This window comes from Streptomyces sp. AcH 505 (genome assembly GCF_000818175.1).
Taxonomy (GTDB): domain Bacteria; phylum Actinomycetota; class Actinomycetes; order Streptomycetales; family Streptomycetaceae; genus Streptomyces.
On record NZ_JTIY01000005.1, the window covers coordinates 1 to 18,187 of the forward strand.

An 18,187-nucleotide genomic window follows, 5' to 3' on the forward strand; every position below is an offset into this window, starting at 1 on the left:
GACGGGTGCGCCGGGATGGGCGAACTCCTCCCAGCTCTTCGAACGGAAGCCTTCCGTAGGGTACTCAAAGCTCCCGAGCACCTTCAGCGCGAAGGGGTTCACCGCGCCCTTGGGCTGGCTACCGGCCGAGAAGGCGCGGAAGCGACCGGCGCCGTTCTTGGTCAGGATGCTTTCGGCGAGGATCGAACGGGCCGAATTGCCGGTGCAGAGGAACAGAACATTGTAGATGCGGTCAGTCATGGCCAGCCTCCTTGGCGGCGAGGGATTGCGGCGAACAGCAGGGGGAAAGATCGGCGATCAACGGCGCGCAGATTTCCGGGCGGCCACCGCAGCAGTCCTTCACCAGGAAGCTGGTGAGCGCATGCACGGCCTCGAGCCTCGCCCGATAGATGATCGAGCGGCTGTGCCGCTCGGCGTCGATCAGGCCGGCGCGCGTCAGCGTTGCAAGATGCGTCGACATTGTGTTGTGCGGGACGTCCAACCGGCGGGCGATCTCACCTGCGGGCAGTCCCTCTGGCTCGTGCTCCATCAGCATGCGGAACACGTCGAGGCGGGTGTTCTGCGCAAGGGCGGCGAAAGCGAGGATGGCGCTGTCTGATTCCATATGTCGAGACTAATCGACATATGGAGATGAGTCCAGCGGCGCGCGTTGGCCTTGCTAAAGAATGAGAGAGTGTCGCAGGGCCAATGCCTCGCCGCGATGGAAAGCGGGAGCGAGCCAGACAAATAATCCAACTCGCTTTCCGTTTAGCCCGTCAACTACTTAAGCGGCCAATGGCAAGTCTTGTCCGTTCCCGCTCGGGTCTTCCACCGCCTTCTTGAGGAAGTGAGATAGCGCGGCCTTTCGGGAGTTCCGATCTACTGCGTAGGCGGTCTGCTTGAACTTGACCCCATCGAGCAGCCCCTGAACGTAGCCGGAGATGGTGTCGGCGGCCATGATGAGGGCCGTGTCGAGCGAATGGATGTATTTGCTCGTGACGGTCCCCTTCGAGTGGCCGACCAGGGCGGCGATGGTCACCTCGGTGAAGCCGAGATCGTTGGCGATGCTGGCGAAGCTGTGACGCAGGACGTGCGGCGTTACATCGGCCAGCGGCGAGTCCCGGAAAATCTGCCGCCAATGGTTGGGGAAACCGCCAAAGGCGGTGTCCTCACCCTGGCCGGGGAAGACATAGCTTCCCGTCGAGGTTTTGCGTCGTTCTTCCAGATACTCGACCACGGTGAGGCCAATGGGACGGATGGAGGCACCTTCCTTGCTGTCTTCCAGACGCATGCAACTCGCGTCAGTGTCCGCCTCGGTCCACTTGAGACCGATCATCTCGCTCCGGCGGCAGCCGGTGAGCGCGATCTGTCGGATAATCTCGACCGTCATCTCATATTTCGGGGTTTCGGCCGCTTGGCGCAGAATCTCGCCGAGCGTGCGGTACTCCGCCTGGGTGAGACGACGGTCGCGGACATTGTCCTTGGGCTTGCGGATGCCGTGCACGGGATTGGCCGTGATGATCCCTGCCTCCATGGCGTAGGTGAAAATGCCGCCAACGAGTCCGAGCGTCCGCGTGGCCGTACCGGCGCCGCCTGTCACGATGGACTTGCCGCGCAGCTTCTTGGTCTTCACCGACACCGCCGTCTTCCCCGCCATGATGTCCTTCAACACCTTGGTCATGTCGGCTTTGACCAGGTCCTTTACCCGGCGCGTGCCGATCAGCGGGATGATGTGTCGATGAATGCGACCGGTATCGCTGACGATGGTCGTTGCCTTTTTCGGTCGGCCTCCCTTTCCGAGAATGAGACCGGCTTCGAGGTCCTTGAGGTACATCGCGCACAGCTCTTTGACGGTGATCGCCTGATGATCCAGCAGGCGTTCCTCGGAGGGGTTATCACCCTGTGCGACGCGACCAAGCTGCACCTTAGCTTCCTGCCGGGCCGTCTCCGCCGTCCACACGCCATGAAGGCCGATTGTGAAGCGGCGGGTTCGACCCGCGGCGCGGTATTGGATAAGGTAGCTGCGTTTACCGGACGCGAAGATGCGAAGGCCGAAGCCGGGCAATTCGTCGTCCCAGATGAAGTAGTCCTTCTCGCGGGCTGCGGCTGCATCCACGACACGTTTCGTGAGCTTGGCCATTACGCGAATTCCCCTTGGAGAGCGGGCTGTTTCCGCGGAAGCACCACGGAAGCAGCCGGATGAAAGTCCGAGCGAAGTGTGGGATATGGATTTCGGCGAGGAAGACCGGATTGTCCATACGTTTCAAAGCGTTGTAGTATCATGGCGTGTCCTAGCGTGCATTTCGGATAGCCAGGACAAATTGCTCCGAAGGCAGGTGTCAAGCCGGCTGGTGCGAAAAGTGAGGAAGAAAGCGTATTGTACTGCAATAGCTTGCGAGGGCTGCGCGTTGGGGTTAACTCCTACGCGAAATTCGCGTAAGCACTGCGTAAGCAAGAAGCACCCGTAGCTCAGCTGGATAGAGCGTCGCCCTCCGAAGGCGAAGGCCACACGTTCGAATCGTGTCGGGTGCGCCATCTCTCTAATGATTGATCGGATGTCTGCTGACGCCGTATCTAGCGGCGCTTGTTTCCTTATGGTCGACGTGCCTACGAAGCCGACCCACCACACATCGATGCCGTTCCCGAGTGCCACGAGCCAGCCACGGTTTCGCCTTGGAGGTCTTCCTTGTCCTATCCATCCTTTGAGCGTGCAACCGAGGTCGTCAATCAGTTTATCAATCTTCTAGCGGAGCACGGCGTTGATCTGCGCCAAGGCAGCGCGGCCGAGGGCGACGCTTTAGCTATGATCGATGTCCTTGACATGTGGAAGAATCCTACTCGACGACCTACCGATCCACGGCCCGTCGCGGGCGACAATGGGGTTCGTCGACTTGGCAGGCAAAGTGGTCGGGGTCAAAGATAATCCCGCCTTTGGTCAGTTGGTCCCCCATCTGGAGATGCTCAGCAAGACAACTGTTCTACAGAACACGGCCAGCCCAGTGACGGATGGACTACCGCTTCCGCACCCGTCGGAAAACCTACTCCATCGGCCGTTACGGCAACGGCAGGGGTGGCACGCTATCGCTCGCCGACGCGCGGCGCGAGCGCGACAAGGCCAAAGAACTGCTCAAGGAGGGCAAAGATCTGAGCACAGAGAAGCAGCTAGACAAGCACAGGCAGTCGGCCGCCCGACCTTTCGCGCAATGGGCCGACGAGTGGCTCGCGAAGAAGAAAGTCGAGAAAGTCAAACGCGGCAGGATTGTCGCGGTGCGCGACCCCAAGACCATCGAGGTGCTCGAGCTGCTGGTCGGTTACGTCAAGGATCGATTCGGCAAGCTGTCCAGGCAGGACATCAAGCGTCCTGACGTGCTCGCTTTCATGCGTTCATACGAGGCTGAGGGAAAGCTGGAAACCCGTGACCGTGTGCGCAGCATCGGTGAGCAAATCTGCGACTATGCCGATGTCGAAGGCGACGGCTACAATCCATTCCGCAACCTGAAGGGGCAGATCGCCAATATTTCGATCCAGCGTCCTGGCGTTACCGAAGCGCGCGACGTGACGCGCGTCTTCAAGCTCATCAGCGCACCCTGGACGAAAGCGAGGTTTGGTGACGTTGTGGGACTTGCCTTGCGCTTCGACGCGCTGACCATTCCCCGCCCCGGCATGGTCAATGAAATGGAGTGGAACGAGGTGGATTGGGATGCCAAACGCTGGACCGTTCCTAGCCATCAAAATGAAGACCGGCTGGGACCATGTCGTGCCTCTGTCACGGCAGGCACTCGCGATCCTGCGCAGCGTTCAAAAGCTGACTGGCCATCGCCGGTACGCGTTTTCCTGCTCTAAGGATGCCCCGCTATCGAACAACACGCTAAACAAGCGCTTGCGGCTGCTTGGCATCGACACCAAGACTGATCATTGCGCCCACGGGTTCGCTCCGCCGTATTCGACCAGACTTCATGATAATTTCCGCACGCAAGCCGCAGCCGCTTTCGGGACTAGACAGCTCGAGCTTGGCATCCGCCTGCTCCAGCGCAGCTCTCACAATAGATAGTCCCAATCCGCTTCCGGTGGGATATTTATGGCGGCCACGCACAAAGCGCTGCAACACGAGCATATGTTCCTCCGCAGGAATGCCGGGACCATCATCTTCAACGCAGATTTTCGATTCCTCCTCGCCATGCTGCACGAACAAGCGGACCTTGCCTTCAGCGGGCGTCAGCTGCAACGCATTCTCGACTAAGTTCCGCGCAGCGAGATGAAATAATTCTCGATCGATCTCGATGCTGCTATCGCGAAGCGATGGCGAAAGCTCGATCCTTTCGGGATGCAGATCAGGACTGACATCGCGATGGATGTCGCCGAGCAGCTCGCCGACGTTGAACCACTTGTCCGATCGCTTTTCGGTATTCGCATCCAATTGCGAGATCGTCAGCAATTGCTTGACCAAGCGCCCGGCACGGTCGACCGCATCAACCAAGTGCTTGAGGGCGTTGTCCCGAATCTTAGGATCGGACGACGCAATCGCGACTTGCGCCTGAGTCTTTAATCCCGCCAGCGGCGTCCGCAGTTCGTGAGCTGCGTAGGCCACAAAACTACGTTCATGATCGCGTGCGGCAAGTACCCTCTTGAACAACCCGTTGAGGGCATTGACGAGAGGCTGGATTTCCGGCGGCGACGGGCCGATCTTCAGGGGCGCGAGATTCTCCGCGTCCCGAGCTGTCAATGTCTCGGTAACAAGTCTTAGCGGCGCGAGACCCCGGCGGATGCTGATCCAGATCAAAAATCCGATCGCCGGCAAGATGATCATCGCGGGAATCATCAGGCCACTCAGCAAATCACGAACCGCCTGACGACGCTGTTCGACTTCGTCGCCTACCAGAACGCGGATGCCGCGCGCAGTATCCTCGAGTGCATATACGCGAAACAATACGCCATCGACTCTTCGCTCGGAGAAATCGCCGACCTGCTCGGTCAGCTCGGACGTCGGCGCGTTTGCGGATCGACCGATCAGATGACCGTCAAACGACCATATCTGACAGCTGAGGCGACGCTCGTATTTCCTATTGGCAGGATGTTGCCCGCCATCATCGGACGATAAATTCAAGTCGATATCATCTGTCTTCAGATTAAGCGACGCTACCATCCTTGCAGCTTCCATGAGCCGCCGATCGAGCAAATAGTCAATCTCGGATTTGCTGTTGATTCCAATCCACGTGAAACCACTAATCCAGATCAGGCTCGTCGATGCGACGAGGATCAAAAACAGGCGCGTTCGCAGCGACATCAAATGTTCTCGCTTCGCAGCCGATAGCCGATGCCGCGAAGCGTTTGTATTCGCTGTCGGCCGATTTTGGTGCGCAGATTGTGAACGTGTACTTCGACGGCATTGCTGCCCACGTCTTCCTGCCACCCGTAAAGCCGTCCCTCGAGTTGAGATCGGGAAACTATGATGCCCGGTCGTTCCATCAGTGCACTGAGCACGGCGAACTCGCGGCGTGACAAAATCAGGGGTTTGGACTCCAGAGAGACCTCCATCGTCGCAGGATTGAGCGTCAAATCTTGCCAGACCAGATTTGGTATGGAGCGGCCGGCGGCTCGCCGGTCAAGGGCCCGCAGTCTGGCAGCAACCTCGTCAAGATCGAATGGCTTGCCGAGGTAATCATCGGCGCCTTCATCGAGGCCTCTGATCCGGTCCTCTACGGCGTCGCGCGCCGTCAACAGCAGCACCGGCGTCGTGTCCTTGCGGCTTCGCATGTCGCGCAGGACATCGATGCCAGATCCGTCAGGAAGCATCCAGTCCAATACAACCGCATTGAACTGCGTCGTCGCAAGCGCGGCGTGCGCGTCCTCACAATTGTTTACGCCGTCAACAACCATGCTGTGGAGTGATAGGCCCATGGCCAAGCCGTTCAGGATGAGTGGATCATCTTCCACTACCAGAATGCGCATATGTTAGAGATCCTCATCTGCACCGGTCGGGCTCGAACCTTAAGACAGTCTTAAGCGCATATGAGATGTTGCGCGATCACAACACCGAAACATAAAGCCACGAGTTCGCCGCGATGTGTGTCCCGAGCGGCGCACTCTTAAGCCTGCTTTAAGCCTCGACCGTTGGGTGAGGCCGATGCTTGCCGAATCGGCGCATCTTGACTGCCGAATGGAAATTTGACGATGAAGTTCAGCAAACGTCACGTGCGGCGCTCTATCACGGTGCTGGCGCTGCCGATCATGCTGGCAGGGTGCGCTGGAGGAAGCGGCTCGATGCTTTCAATGAGTTATTCCCGCATCGGCGCGTTCTCGCAATACGCGGAATTGAAGGACGGGCGCTATACGGTTCCGGCCATTGACCTTCGCGTGATCGATCCGCAGATGCTGCGACAGGTCGTCGACTATCAGACCAAAGAGCCGCCGGGCACGATCGTCGTCGATACGGCGGCGCGGCATCTCTATCTCGTGGAAGCGGGCGGCAAGGCGATGCGCTACGGCATTGGAGTCGGCAAGGCGGGGCTGGCCTTCCAGGGCAATGCCACGATCAGTCGCAAGGGGGAATGGCCGCACTGGGCGCCGACAGAAGCCATGATGACTCGCGAGCCGAAACGCTACCGCAAATGGGCAAGTGGCATGGATGGCGGCCTAGGCAACCCGCTCGGCGCTCGGGCGATGTATCTCTATCAAAATGAGCGGGACACCATGTTTCGAATTCACGGAACAACCGAACCCGAAACGATCGGCCATGCGGTCTCCAGCGGTTGCATTCGACTTATGAACCAGGATGTCATTGACCTATACAGCCGTGTGAAGCTTGGAACTCATGTGGTGGTAATCCAGCCGGCCGTCATGAGCGGGGTGCAATCCGCTGCGGTCGCAAACTAGATCAGTTGGTGGGCGATGAGTACAAGATTCAAAATTCTTCCCTGGCTGAAACTTAGCCTATCCCTCGCGGCAAGCTTGCTGATGGTCGGCTGCATGCAGACCACGCTGTCGCCTTCGACCGACGCCAGCATGACGCTCCGCGACCGACAATTGCTCGCCAATCCGCCTTACGTCGAAGCCCAGATTTCCGAACAATATCGCCGCCATGTCGTGGTCTATGATCGCGCGGAGGCACCAGGCACGATCATCGTCGATAGCGATGCTCACTACCTCTACTACATTTTGCCGGATCACAAGGCGTTACGCTACGGCGTGGCGGTTGGCGAAGAGGCAATGGCATTCTCGGGCACCGCGACCGTTGCCCGAAAGGCGGAATGGCCGGACTGGGTGCCCACCCCCGGAGAGCAGGCTCGTCTTGGACCGTTCCCGAAACGCATTGCCGGCGGACCAGCCAATCCGCTCGGCGCGCGCGCGCTTTATCTGTACCAAGGCAATCAGGATACGCTCTACCGAATCCACGGGACCAACCAACCGGAATATATCGGACAGTCTGTGTCGTCTGGTTGCATCCGCATGACTAATCACGACGCCATCGACCTTTATGATCGCGTCAAGGTCGGTACGACCGTGGTCGTGCTCCCATTTGGACAGAACATTTCGCGGGGCGCGAGCCTGTTCGGACGGACGCTATCCTCAAACGGTTGATCGTTGACGCCGGCTTCCACGCGGACGCGCTTCGGCATCGCAACGTTGCCATTGCTCAGGATCGGCTGAACCTAGTGTTCTATGGCGACTGGCCATTTGATCTCGCCGTGGAGGCGTGCAATTGGGTTGCAATGCTGCGGCGGGAGGTCATAAGGCGAGCACGTCGGCTTCGTCGAGGAGGCCGGCGAGCAACTCTTCCTGTCTGATCCCGGATCAAGGCCCTTCCGGTTCGCCTCCGAGCGCCGGCCGTAGGCGCAGGCCACGCTCTTCCAACCAAAGCGATATCTCGGTCGCCTCTGAAGGAACCAACCCCCGGCTCCTCGACAAGCTCCTCGCGCGTTTACGCACCGGCTATCTCGACAAGCCGTTTTGGCACGGTTTCTAACAGTTCGGCCACCACGACGGGCGTGGCGACCATGCAGCAGGCATTGACCACGCGGCGCGTTAGGTCTCGACGCATTATCCTTCTTCGAAATTCTGGATCAAGCACGTCGCCGCCCTGGCCTAGCTGTGTGCAGTTGTCTGTCTGCTTTGACCGCCTGCTCTTCGCTGCAATATGGTGGATGCGCGTTGGGCTTAAGTGTGCCCATCTTACCGAATTCACACGCATGAGGACGGCCATCCCACCAATTCGCACGAAACCTGGGCAGCAGAAACTCGGTAAATGCCAGAGCCTTTGAGGACACCTGCTTTGAGGACGGAAACACCGCGTGGAGATCCTGTCCTGGCACGCTGTACGTTTCCATGATCGGAACGATGTCTCCAGTGGAGAGTGCTGCCGAGGCAACGTACCGCGGCAGGATTGCGATGCCGAACCCAACTATAGTTGCTGAAAGAAGGGCCGACAAATTGTTTGAGCGAAGGGAGCCTTTGACTGCAACGGTTTGAACGACTCCAGCCTTCGACCTGAGTTGCCACACCGCATCGCCTTGTACGCTTGAATAGACGATGCATTCGTGGTGCTTGAGGTCAGCAGGACACCGCGGTTCAGATCGACCGGCGAGATATCCGGGCGCGGCCACCATAACCCACGGATTATGCGTAATGTAGCGGCATCCCAAAGACGAGTCGGAGAGGCGCCCCATCCGTAAAGCTACATCCACACCGTGCGTTACCAGGTCGACGTAGTCATCGTTACAGACGAGATCCACCTTCAACTGTGGCTGCGACCCCATGAATTCCATGAGAAGAGGCGCTAGCACTCGCCGACCGAATGCGACCGAAGTGGAAATATGTAGGGTGCCTGCAAGCGACTTACTACGTTCGCCAACTATCGAATCCGCATACTCTACGTCAGCAAGTATGCCTTTGCAGCTGTCGTAGTATATGGCGCCATCTTCCGTGATGCTGATACCGCGAGTATTTCGATTCAGTAGCCGGGCGCCGAGGTGCTGTTCAAGCTGAGACACCTGTTTAGTGGCACTGGACTGCGAAATTCGAAGTTCTTCCGCAGCTTTAGTGAAGCTGCCCAACTCAACAACGCGCTTGAAAACCCGAATGCAACTGAGATGATTCATAGGACGATCATCGAAATAAATACCGTTCGAAGCGAGCGGCGCTAGCGCTCGGTCGACGACGATTGCAACGCGCGACCATCCATGCCCTCGTCATCGAGACCCAGATGACGAAGCGCCGTGGGTGCTATATCTAAGGGCGAGGTCGCATCTGTTCGAACACCTCCCGTCGGAAAGCCTGGTCCTTTGATCATTAGAAACGGCATGTACCGTTCGTTCTGTCCAAGGCCGCCGTGTTGTCCGACTCCCGCTTGATCCTTGGAGTCGGGGCCAATGGCGAGGTCGGAATAGCCCTTTACACCGTAGGGATTGGCGCGATCATCTGTCGCCATCGCGATGGCTATTTGTAGCCCCCCTTCGTGCTCGAGACCGAGCTCTTGTAGGCGCGGCCCCACGTAAGTCGACCCTACCCATTCCTGCTCGGCAAGATACGCTTCGACCTGTCCCACCTTTATTTCGGCACTCTTTGAAAAGTAGAGCAATGACGACGTGCCCTGCGATGCCGCGACAATGTCCCTTGACGTTGGTGCAGCCTTAAATCCAGCCCTGATCAGTTCGGCTTGGATATCAATCTGTCGACGAACACTCTCATTTCCATGGTCAGAGCAAACGATGACCAGTATGTCTTCAGACTGAGGGACGTTGTCCGTTAGCGTGTCGAGCACGCGAGCGACATTCTCATCTGCCGACCGAATGGCATCGAGATGCTCTGGTGAACCGAGCGGAAACCGATGCGCGGTCCAATCCGGCTCCGACTGCCACAAGACAGACACCGGCGCCGCTCTACCGGAGCGAAGCTCTTGGCAAAATCGCATTGCCATTGTGCGATCACCAGCGATGCCTGATTGAATCGCCAAGCCCTCTATATCGGGCAGCGGGCGCCTCCCAGGACCGAATGACCCCGCTCGATGATAGACGTAGCCGAAGCCATCGGGGTCATGGAAGTAGGCGGCGCCCGGTGACACGTTGGAGAAGAGCATCGCATGTCCGAGGCTTACGACACGCTCGGCGAGCGTCGGACACCTTAACGTGCGCCCTGTAGCAGCCCGTAACCGTTCGACAAAGCTCGCTTCGCCAACAGAATAGACGATCGGGCCATTTCCGTCGTCAAGGCCCATCGTGTTGCCATGGAGCCCGTGCCGAGCTGGTCGACAACCGGTCGCCATTGAGGCGGATGTCACTCGTGTCGCCGAGGGAAAGATTGCTCGATGGGACTCGAACATCGTCGCGCTTTCTTTGAACCTGTTGAGCGTCGGAGTCGAATGCCCGAGCAAGTCCCGCCGCAAACTGTCACAAACGACGACGATCACTTTGCGCTTTGTCGCCACGCGGCTCATCCTTCCCTGATTATGGTCTCTGACCAGGATTGTAGCCGAGGCCTTTCTGCGGCATGGCGAGTTTTACGATTCGGAGCATGAGCACAATCGAATAAATCGAACGGATATGTGACTTTTCGTAACATCTCGGTAAAGGGAAGAACATCTCGCACATTCGAGATGGAGGGCGGAGCCGAGATGAGTGGGTCGCTCGTTGAATGGCTTAAAGAAGACATCAAATAGAACTCCTCCACCGTATGCGTTCTTGAGAATGTTTATCGGTTGCAACGTTTTACCGAGCGCATGTGCTTAGCAAAGCACTCCGTTTACGCCGACGATCACGGAGGCATATTCTCCGTCGTAGCCAATTTCTGTCAACGGAGGGCGGGAGTTATGCATTCCATTTTGGAATGAACCGCAGATTAAAGCCCATCATCTAAGATGGTGGCATCACATCGACGTTCGGTGAAGGATGCCAACCGTGAAACTCGCAACATTTCTGGCCGCCTCGATCATTACGCTGGCCAGTGTCGGAGGCGGCGTCGCTGCCTATGTCGTGTCAAGCAAGCATCAGGCGATGAACAACGTTTCCATTGCCCAAAGCCGGCTTGCAATCGCACGGGCCGTCGGCAATGTTCCGCGCTTCCTCAATCCTGAGCGCGGGTTTGCGACAGACCTTCTCATATCGAATGAATACCCAATTGACCCCAAGAAGCTCTCTGAATTGAAAAAGCTACGGACGCTGACGGACAGTGCGCTGGCCGGGCTTGGCGAGGTACGTAATGGCCTACCGGCCTCCCTCGACGATCGCGACATGATTGCAAGCGCCATCGACGCCATCACCACTCGGTTCCAGACGTTGCGCAAAACTATTGATACCGCGATCGCAGTGCCCTCGGAGGAGCGGCGTGGTGCTATCGGCAAGATCGTCGCGGACAATACTGTGCTTAACGCCGATGCCAATCATCTCCTCGACGAAGAAGTCCGGCGACTTGCAGCTCTCGACGGAGATGCCTATCGTAAGGCCAGCTATGCAGTCACTGCTTGGACGCTGCGCGATATCGCCGGCGTGAACTCGGGCCGCTACAAAAGTCTGATCGCAGGTAAGCGCGCCGCAACGGATATCGAGAAGAATACGTTAGCCCGTTTTACCGGACGCACCGAACAGATTATTGCAACGCTTCAAGAATTGCGCGCTGAGACGTCCATCCCAGCCACCGTCATGGCGTCCTTGGCGAAGATGCAATCAGAATATGTCGATCGCTTTGGAAAGCAACTAAAGATTGCCGAAGATGGCGCCGCGTCGGGACAATACCAAACCGACGTCGATACATTTCACTCGGCGGCGCAGAACGCCTACGAAGCTATCGTTTCGTTGCGCGACGCCTTCTATGAGAATGCGGAGAAAGGTCTCGCCGACGATTATTTTTCTGCACGCCTCAGTTTTGCGGTCGCGCTAGCTGGGCTCCTGACAGTCGTGGCGGGAAGTACTGCCTTGCTGGTACTCGTTCGACGACGCATTTTGATCCCCATAGCCACCCTCACGGGGCGGATGTCCCGGCTTGCCGCTGGTGAGGTCGCCGAGGAGATTGCGGGCGCGGCCCGGCGCGATGAGATCGGCGCAATGGCCGCCGCTGTCCAGGTATTCAAGGATAATAAGATTCAGGCTGATCGTCTCGCTGCCGAAAAAGCGAACGAAAGTGACATCAAGATGCGACGCGGACGGGTAATAGCCGATCTCACGCGTGCGTTTGAGTCCGACGTCAGCGATCTGGTCGGCGAGCTATCGTCGGCGTCGGCGGTCATGGAAGGCACTGCTCAATCAATGTCGACGACTGCTGCCAAGACCAATCAGCAGGCCGGTCTGGTAGCCAGCGCCTCGGAGCAAACATCGACCAACGTCCAGACGGTCGCGAGCGCGGCGGAGGAATTAACATCGTCGATTTCTGAAATCTCGCGTCAGATTTCCACTTCGACTGAGATCGCCGCACGCGCCGTCGATCAAGCCCGGCGCACCGGCGACACTGCGAGGTCGCTGGCTGAGGACGCGCAGAAGATCGGCGATGTTGTTACGCTGATCCAGAGCATCGCTGCACAAACGAATTTGCTCGCCCTCAACGCTACCATTGAGGCCGCCCGTGCTGGCGATGCCGGCCGCGGATTCGCCGTGGTCGCCTCCGAAGTAAAGTCGCTTGCCGAACAGACCGCAAAGGCGACTACTGAGATCGCGGACCAAATCACGTCAATCCAGACCGCCAGCGATGAAACTGTCGTCGCGATCAGGAATGTCGTCGACGTTATCGGCGAAATTGACGAAATCGGGACCGCGATCGCGGCGGCGATCGAAGAACAGAGTACTGCCACCAAAGAAATATCGCGCAGTGTGCAGGAAGCTGCGCGTCGCACGCAGGACGTCAATTCGAACATCGCCGGCGTCCAACACGCCGTCAACGAGGTTGGCAGCGCGGCGAGTCACGTGCTGGGAGCGGCTGCTCAATTGTCTTCGCAGTCAAACGATCTTACAGCCAAAGTTGACCGTTTCCTCGCCGAGGTACGAGCAGCCTAGCCGCAACGATGGATTCCGGCCGGCACCGATGCCGACGGATGGATGGCGGAGGCGAGCTAAGGCGAGTTGACGGCCTAGCGAAACCGACGGCTAGCCTACATAGAGTTCTTCGGGCAATCTCAGTTCCCCGGCCAAGTCGACCAATTGTTTCCAGGTCGCGTCCTCGATCTCAATGCCATCACGGCGACGCTCGGCCTCCTTCCGGTGCTCGATTTCACCGGGATAGAGCACGCCTTGGCTGCCGACGGACGGTGGCGTGTCGTTCAGGTAATGTGCGAGATCAGTAACCTCTTCCTTAAAGGCCGGCAGCGATCGGAAAGCCTCGACCTTGATAGCTATCATGAAGCAACCGTCATTGTGGCGTCCTGACGGTTCGACGCCGAATCCCAGGCCCGTAAGGACTCCGCAGAGAATCTCGCCGATCACTGCCAGACCGTAGCCCTTATAACCTTCGGAAGGACCGCCCAGAGGTAACAACGCTCCACCTTTGACTTGGTTGGGATCGGTCGACAAATGGCCTTTGCTGTCAACGATCCATCCCTGTGGGATGGACTGGCCGCGGGCGGCAGCAAGCTTCACCTTTCCCATCGCGACCGCCGACGTCGCCATATCAATGAAAAGAGGACCCGCGAGGGTCGAGGGAACGGCGATCGACCAGGGATTGGTGCCAAGGCGAGCCTCGCGGCCGCCGAACGGCGCTACACCTTTCGGCGAACGGCCGGAGTCAGCCCAGATCATGCCGATCATACCTGCCTCCGCCGCCATCAACGGATAGGATGCCAATCGGCCAATATGGCTTTGCCGGAACACGGTCGCAGCCGCGATATTCGTAGTTTTTGCCTTCTCGATGGTGATTTGCATCGCCCGCTCGTTGACGACGTAACCAAATCCCCAATTGCCATCGATCACGGTCGTGGTCGGAGATTCCTGCGTTACCGTCCAGGGAGCGCCCGGCACGATGTGTCCGGCCTTCATCCGATCAAGGTAAGTCGGAATTTGAATGATGCCATGAGAGTCATGGCCCGCTAGGTTAGCACTGACACAGTGGCGCGCGACAATCTCAGCCTCTTCCGCGGGCACATTGGCTGAGACAAGAAGCGCCTCGGTCAGCTCTCGTAGGCGGTCGGCATGAACTTTCGGCACTGTGCTTCTCCTGAGTCAACGATCTCATGAAGGCATGTATTAGTTCGCTGGGCCGGATGAGGTGTCCCACACTCGGATGCTATCGGAGTCCGTTTCTCTAACTCGGCTGGAATCGGACCGCCCGTCGCCCAATCAAGAAGCTCAACGGTGTGAACCACGGGAATGGCGGTCCCGGTCGCAATCTGGGTTATGCAACCAATATTGCCTGTCGCGATAATCTGCGGTTTCAGCTTTTCGATGTTTTCAACTTTACGCGCCAATAGCCGTTTTGCGAGTTCAGGCTGCAGCATGTTGTAGGTTCCTGCAGAGCCGCAGCACAAATGACCTTCCGGAACATCCAGGACCGTAAAACCAGCCTTTGCCAATAGTTCTTTGGGTTGCCAAGTAATGCGTTGTCCGTGTTGCATCGAGCAAGCGGAATGGTACGCGATCGCAAGCAGTTTCGATGTCTCCGGCGCCGCGGGACCGATCTTGACCAGGTATTCGGAGATGTCCATCGCGAGTGACGATACTCTCGCAGCTTTCTCTCCATATTCCGGGTCGTTTCGAAGCATAAAGCCGTAGTCTTTGATGGTCGTACCGCAGCCCGATGCGGTCATAAGCAGGGCGTCAAGGCCGTCCGCTTCGAGCTCACGAATCCAGACGTCGATATTGTTCTTGGCGAACCTGAGAGCTTCATTTTCCCGTCCCATATGATGTGTAAGTGAACCGCAACAAGCTTCGCCGACTGGTAATACCACTTCGATCCCGGTTCGATTGAGCAAGCGTATCGCAGCCTCTCGGATCGATGGCCTAACAACGCTGTCAACGCAACCGGAAAGCAGCGCCACGCGCCCCTTGCGCTCGCCGCTGGCAGGAAAGACATGCTTTGACCGCGCGATCGTTGTCCATGGTACGTGCGACGGCGCAAGCGCCAGCATGGCCGCGACCGGGGTCATTCCGAACTTGCTGAAAAGTTTCTCGAACGGCTTCGCGATTTTCGCGGCGGCAAGCGCGAGACGAAATCGGCCCGGATGGGGTAGCAGCTTTGCCAATGCGAGGCGAAACACACGATCGAAAATTGGGCGAGTGTATGTTTCTTCGATATGCGCGCGCGCCTGATCCACCAGGTGCATATAGTGTACCCCGGACGGGCACGTTGTCATGCAGGAGAGACAGGAAAGACATCGATCAATGTGCTTGACTGTCTTCTCATCCGCTGGACGATCGTTTTCAAGCATCTCCTTGATAAGATAGATGCGTCCACGCGGAGAATCGAGTTCATCGCCCAAAAGGGTATAAGTTGGGCAGGTCGCAGTGCAGAAACCGCAGTGCACACAGCTCCGCAGTATTTTGTTAGCTTCTTCGATATTCGGATTGGCGAGTTGTGCCAGTGAGAAGTGGGTCTGCATCAAAGGCCTACGTACATGCGACCGCGATTGAGCACTGCTTGCGGATCGAAGCTCTGCTTGAGTTTTTTCATCACTTTTAAGATTCCCGCTTCCGGTTCACCGAAGGTAGACGCGATGCCACGCGATGACGGGTCCACTCGCGCAAGTATTGCGTAGCCGCTCCGACGCACCGCGCTTCGCACGACGGCATCCTGGTGCCGCGCGTCCGGCATTTCAACCCAAAGCAATCCGCCCGCCCAATCGTATAAAATGCGTGCGCCGGTGGCGGACGCTATTCGCTCACCGATCTTTGCGCCTTCACTGGGCGTCACCGAGATTCGCCAAAGCGCATTGCTGGGACGCAGCGTGAAGGGCGCAGCATCGCGCACAGCATTCCAGAACAGGCGCGATTCCGTGTCCCTCAGGACCACTAACATTCCCAGCGACTTGAACATCGCCTCGAGTTTCACGCGACGATCGGCGATGGATCTGGCGATACCTTCAAGGCGAAGCGCCGTAATCGCGCTGTTGGTCTTGAACGGCAGATGAGCGGCGACGTCCATTGGAGCGTGTGCCGCGCCGGATACGTCACAAGCGGAACCCATCGCCGCGGCCATGACTTCGATTGCATGTGCATCGGAGAGGCCGAGCACGAATAACGTCTCGTTGCTTTCGGCAACAGGCAGCACCTTAAATGTCAGTTCGCTCATCACGGCAAGGGTACCGAATGAGCCCGCCATCAGCTTCGGCAGATCATAGCCTGTCACGTTCTTCACCACTCGTCCCCCGGCCTTGAACGCTTCACCGCGGCCAGAGACGGCTTTCATCCCGAGGGTGTGATCGCGTGAGGCGCCAGCTTTGATACGACGAGGGCCAGAGAAGTTGATGGATAGCATCCCGCCAAGCGTTCCTTGGCCGGCGGCCTGGCCAAAGAGAGGGCCGGTGTCCATCGGCTCGAATGCAAATTCCTGTCGATGTTCGAGTAGCATCTTCTCGATGTCCGCCATTGGCGTGCCGGCTTTCGCGGAAAGGACAAGTTCTTCCGGTTCGTAGAAGACGACGCCGACGTGGCCCGACATGTCCAGCACGCTGTCAGTCTCCAGAGCGCCGCCAATTCCACGCTTCGTGCCATGCCCGATCACATCGAAACTTTTTTGACGCGACACGGCCCAAGTGATAGCGTCGACGATGTCGGTCTCGTCGCGCGGCCTGAACATATTCGCCATTCAGAACCTCGGCAGGTCGGGAAAACGTAGTTTGCCTGCATGGATATGCATTCGACCAAGCTCGGCGCAGCGATGTAGCTTTGGAAAGACCTTGCCTGGATTGAGCAGGCCGTCCGGATCAAAGGCGCACTTCAACCGCTGCTGATGTGCCAGATCAGTTTCATTGAACATTGCCGGCATCAGATCACGCTTTTCGACCCCGACGCCGTGCTCGCCCGTCAACACGCCCCCTACCTCAACACACAGCCGAAGGATGTCCGCGCCGAAGTGCTCGGCCCGATCGAGTTCGTCGGATTCGTTCGAGTCGTAAAGAATGAGCGGGTGCAGGTTGCCGTCGCCCGCATGAAACACGTTGGCGACCCGGAGACGATAGTGCTCAGATAGTTCGCGCATACGCGACAGCACCAACGGGAGTTTGCCGCGAGGGATGGTACCGTCCATGCAGTAATAATCCGGCGACAGCCGGCCCACGGCCGGGAAGGCCGCCTTGCGGCCTGCCCAGAACTTGATGCGTTCTTCTTCTGAATTCGACGCCTTCAATACCGTCGCCCCGCATTTGAGCGCGATTGAACTCACCTGTTCGAGAAGGCAATCGACCTCGACCTCTGGCCCGTCAAGCTCGATGATCAAAAGCGCATCCACATCAAGCGGATAGCCGGCATGAACGAATGCTTCGGCTGCCTCGATGGCATATTTGTCCATCATCTCGATGCCGGCAGGAATGATCCCGGCCCCGATGATTCTCGCGACACAGTCGCCTGCAGCCTCCGAACTAGGGAAGCCAACAAGCACCGCCCGAGCCGTCTCTGGCTTCTTCAAGATTCGGACCGTGACCTCGGTGACAACACCGAGCAGCCCTTCGGAGCCAATGATGACCGAGAGCAGATCGTAGCCATCCGCATCAAAGTACTTGCCGCCGATCCGGAGTATCTCGCCGTTGATCAGCACCATCTCGACCCCCAGCACATTATTCATTGTCATGCCGTATTTGAGGCAATGAACGCCGCCGGAATTCTCTGCAACATTCCCGCCAATACTGCAGGCGATTTGAGATGATGGATCGGGTGCGTAATAGAAGCCTCTTTGCTCCACAGCTTTCGTCACTCCAAGGTTCGTCACGCCCGGCTGGACGACGGCTACGCGGTTCACATAGTCGATGTCGAGTACAAGATTGAACTTCGACATGCCAAGGAGAACGGCATCCTCAAGCGGCAACGAGCCTCCTGAAAGCGAGGTCCCAGCTCCGCGCGGCACGACCTTAATTCCGTTGTCGTGACAATAACGCAGAACGCCAGAGACTTGTTCAACGGTTGATGGCAACACGACGACCATAGGCAACGCACGATAAGCCGTAAGCCCATCTGATTCGAAAGGCTTCAGTTCCGTTGCGGCGTCGATCACACCCTCCCCAGGCACGATCGCGCGTAGTGCGTCGACGATTTCATCTCGTCGGCGTACCACTGAGTGGTCGATGTCCGGCATGACAATTGACATC

At 57.9% G+C, this 18,187-nt stretch carries 14 protein-coding genes, 1 tRNA gene and 1 pseudogene; 5 read left to right on the plus strand and 11 right to left on the minus strand.

Annotated features, from left to right (window positions below):
• From HY68_RS37225 to HY68_RS37235, 3 genes and pseudogenes are all read right to left on the minus strand, one after another.
• Positions 1-240, minus strand: a pseudogene (locus tag HY68_RS37225) (low molecular weight phosphatase family protein); the annotation flags it as partial.
• Positions 233-604, minus strand: a complete 372-nt coding sequence (locus HY68_RS37230; protein ID WP_042001553.1) for a metalloregulator ArsR/SmtB family transcription factor — start codon at positions 602-604, stop codon at positions 233-235. The gene HY68_RS37230 and the pseudogene HY68_RS37225, both read right to left, overlap by 8 nt.
• 159 nt (positions 605-763) lie before the next feature.
• Positions 764-2,119, minus strand: a complete 1,356-nt coding sequence (locus HY68_RS37235) for a site-specific integrase (RefSeq protein ID WP_042001556.1) — start codon at positions 2,117-2,119, stop codon at positions 764-766.
• Positions 2,120-2,437: 318 nt separating this feature from the next.
• On the opposite strand from HY68_RS37235, the gene HY68_RS37240 reads away from it, so the two are divergent.
• Together HY68_RS37240 and HY68_RS37245 are read left to right on the plus strand one after the other, a co-directional pair.
• Positions 2,438-2,514 (plus strand) — tRNA-Arg (locus HY68_RS37240).
• Positions 2,515-2,985: 471 nt separating this feature from the next.
• Complete coding sequence (locus HY68_RS37245) at positions 2,986-3,822, plus strand: integrase arm-type DNA-binding domain-containing protein (RefSeq protein WP_078864168.1); 837 nt, start codon at positions 2,986-2,988, stop codon at positions 3,820-3,822.
• Between the two features lie 25 nt (positions 3,823-3,847).
• On the opposite strand, the gene HY68_RS41440 is transcribed toward HY68_RS37245, so the two are convergent.
• Positions 3,848-5,263, minus strand: a complete 1,416-nt coding sequence (locus HY68_RS41440; RefSeq protein ID WP_078864169.1) for an ATP-binding protein — start codon at positions 5,261-5,263, stop codon at positions 3,848-3,850.
• Positions 5,263-5,928: a response regulator gene (locus HY68_RS37250; protein ID WP_042001559.1), complete on the minus strand. Its 666-nt coding sequence runs from the start codon at positions 5,926-5,928 to the stop codon at positions 5,263-5,265. Before HY68_RS37250 ends, HY68_RS41440 begins: the two co-directional genes overlap by 1 nt.
• Before the next feature lie 222 nt (positions 5,929-6,150).
• Here HY68_RS37250 and HY68_RS37255 point away from each other — a divergent pair, with 222 nt between their 5' ends.
• Positions 6,151-6,852 (plus strand): L,D-transpeptidase, encoded by a 702-nt coding sequence (locus tag HY68_RS37255; RefSeq protein WP_042001562.1) that lies wholly within the window; start codon positions 6,151-6,153, stop codon positions 6,850-6,852.
• Positions 6,853-6,945: 93 nt separating this feature from the next.
• Entirely contained in the window at positions 6,946-7,557 is a 612-nt protein-coding gene (locus HY68_RS41445) for a L,D-transpeptidase (RefSeq protein ID WP_078864179.1), read from the plus strand.
• Positions 7,558-8,039: 482 nt separating this feature from the next.
• On the opposite strand, the gene HY68_RS41450 is transcribed toward HY68_RS41445, so the two are convergent.
• Both HY68_RS41450 and HY68_RS41455 read right to left on the minus strand, forming a co-directional pair.
• The gene (locus HY68_RS41450; RefSeq protein WP_078864170.1) at positions 8,040-9,074 is read right to left on the minus strand and encodes a LysR family transcriptional regulator; all 1,035 of its coding nucleotides are present in this window, start codon (positions 9,072-9,074) and stop codon (positions 8,040-8,042) included.
• A gap of 41 nt (positions 9,075-9,115) precedes the next feature.
• Positions 9,116-10,399: an alkaline phosphatase family protein gene (locus HY68_RS41455; RefSeq protein WP_157874574.1), complete on the minus strand. Its 1,284-nt coding sequence runs from the start codon at positions 10,397-10,399 to the stop codon at positions 9,116-9,118.
• Between the two features lie 469 nt (positions 10,400-10,868).
• Between HY68_RS41455 and HY68_RS37260 the strand changes: the two genes are divergently transcribed.
• Positions 10,869-12,953, plus strand: coding sequence for a HAMP domain-containing methyl-accepting chemotaxis protein (locus HY68_RS37260; RefSeq protein ID WP_042001565.1), 2,085 nt, complete (start codon positions 10,869-10,871; stop codon positions 12,951-12,953).
• Positions 12,954-13,043: 90 nt separating this feature from the next.
• Here the strand turns inward: HY68_RS37260 and HY68_RS37265 are convergent, their stop codons facing one another.
• The 4 genes from HY68_RS37265 to HY68_RS37275 are packed head-to-tail and all read right to left on the minus strand — an operon-like array spanning position 13,044 to position 18,186.
• A complete protein-coding gene (locus tag HY68_RS37265) occupies positions 13,044-14,096 on the minus strand; it encodes an Ldh family oxidoreductase (RefSeq protein WP_042001568.1) in 1,053 nt (350 codons plus the stop codon).
• On the minus strand, positions 14,060-15,487 hold the full coding sequence (glcF, locus tag HY68_RS41460) for a glycolate oxidase subunit GlcF (protein WP_078864172.1): 1,428 nt from the start codon (positions 15,485-15,487) through the stop codon (positions 14,060-14,062). Before glcF ends, HY68_RS37265 begins: the two co-directional genes overlap by 37 nt.
• Positions 15,487-16,692, minus strand: a complete 1,206-nt coding sequence (locus HY68_RS37270) for an FAD-binding protein (protein ID WP_042001571.1) — start codon at positions 16,690-16,692, stop codon at positions 15,487-15,489. The genes glcF and HY68_RS37270 overlap by 1 nt, the downstream gene beginning before the upstream one ends.
• Entirely contained in the window at positions 16,693-18,186 is a 1,494-nt protein-coding gene (locus tag HY68_RS37275) for an FAD-linked oxidase C-terminal domain-containing protein (RefSeq protein ID WP_042001574.1), read from the minus strand.
• Between the last annotated feature and the right edge of the window lies 1 nt (position 18,187).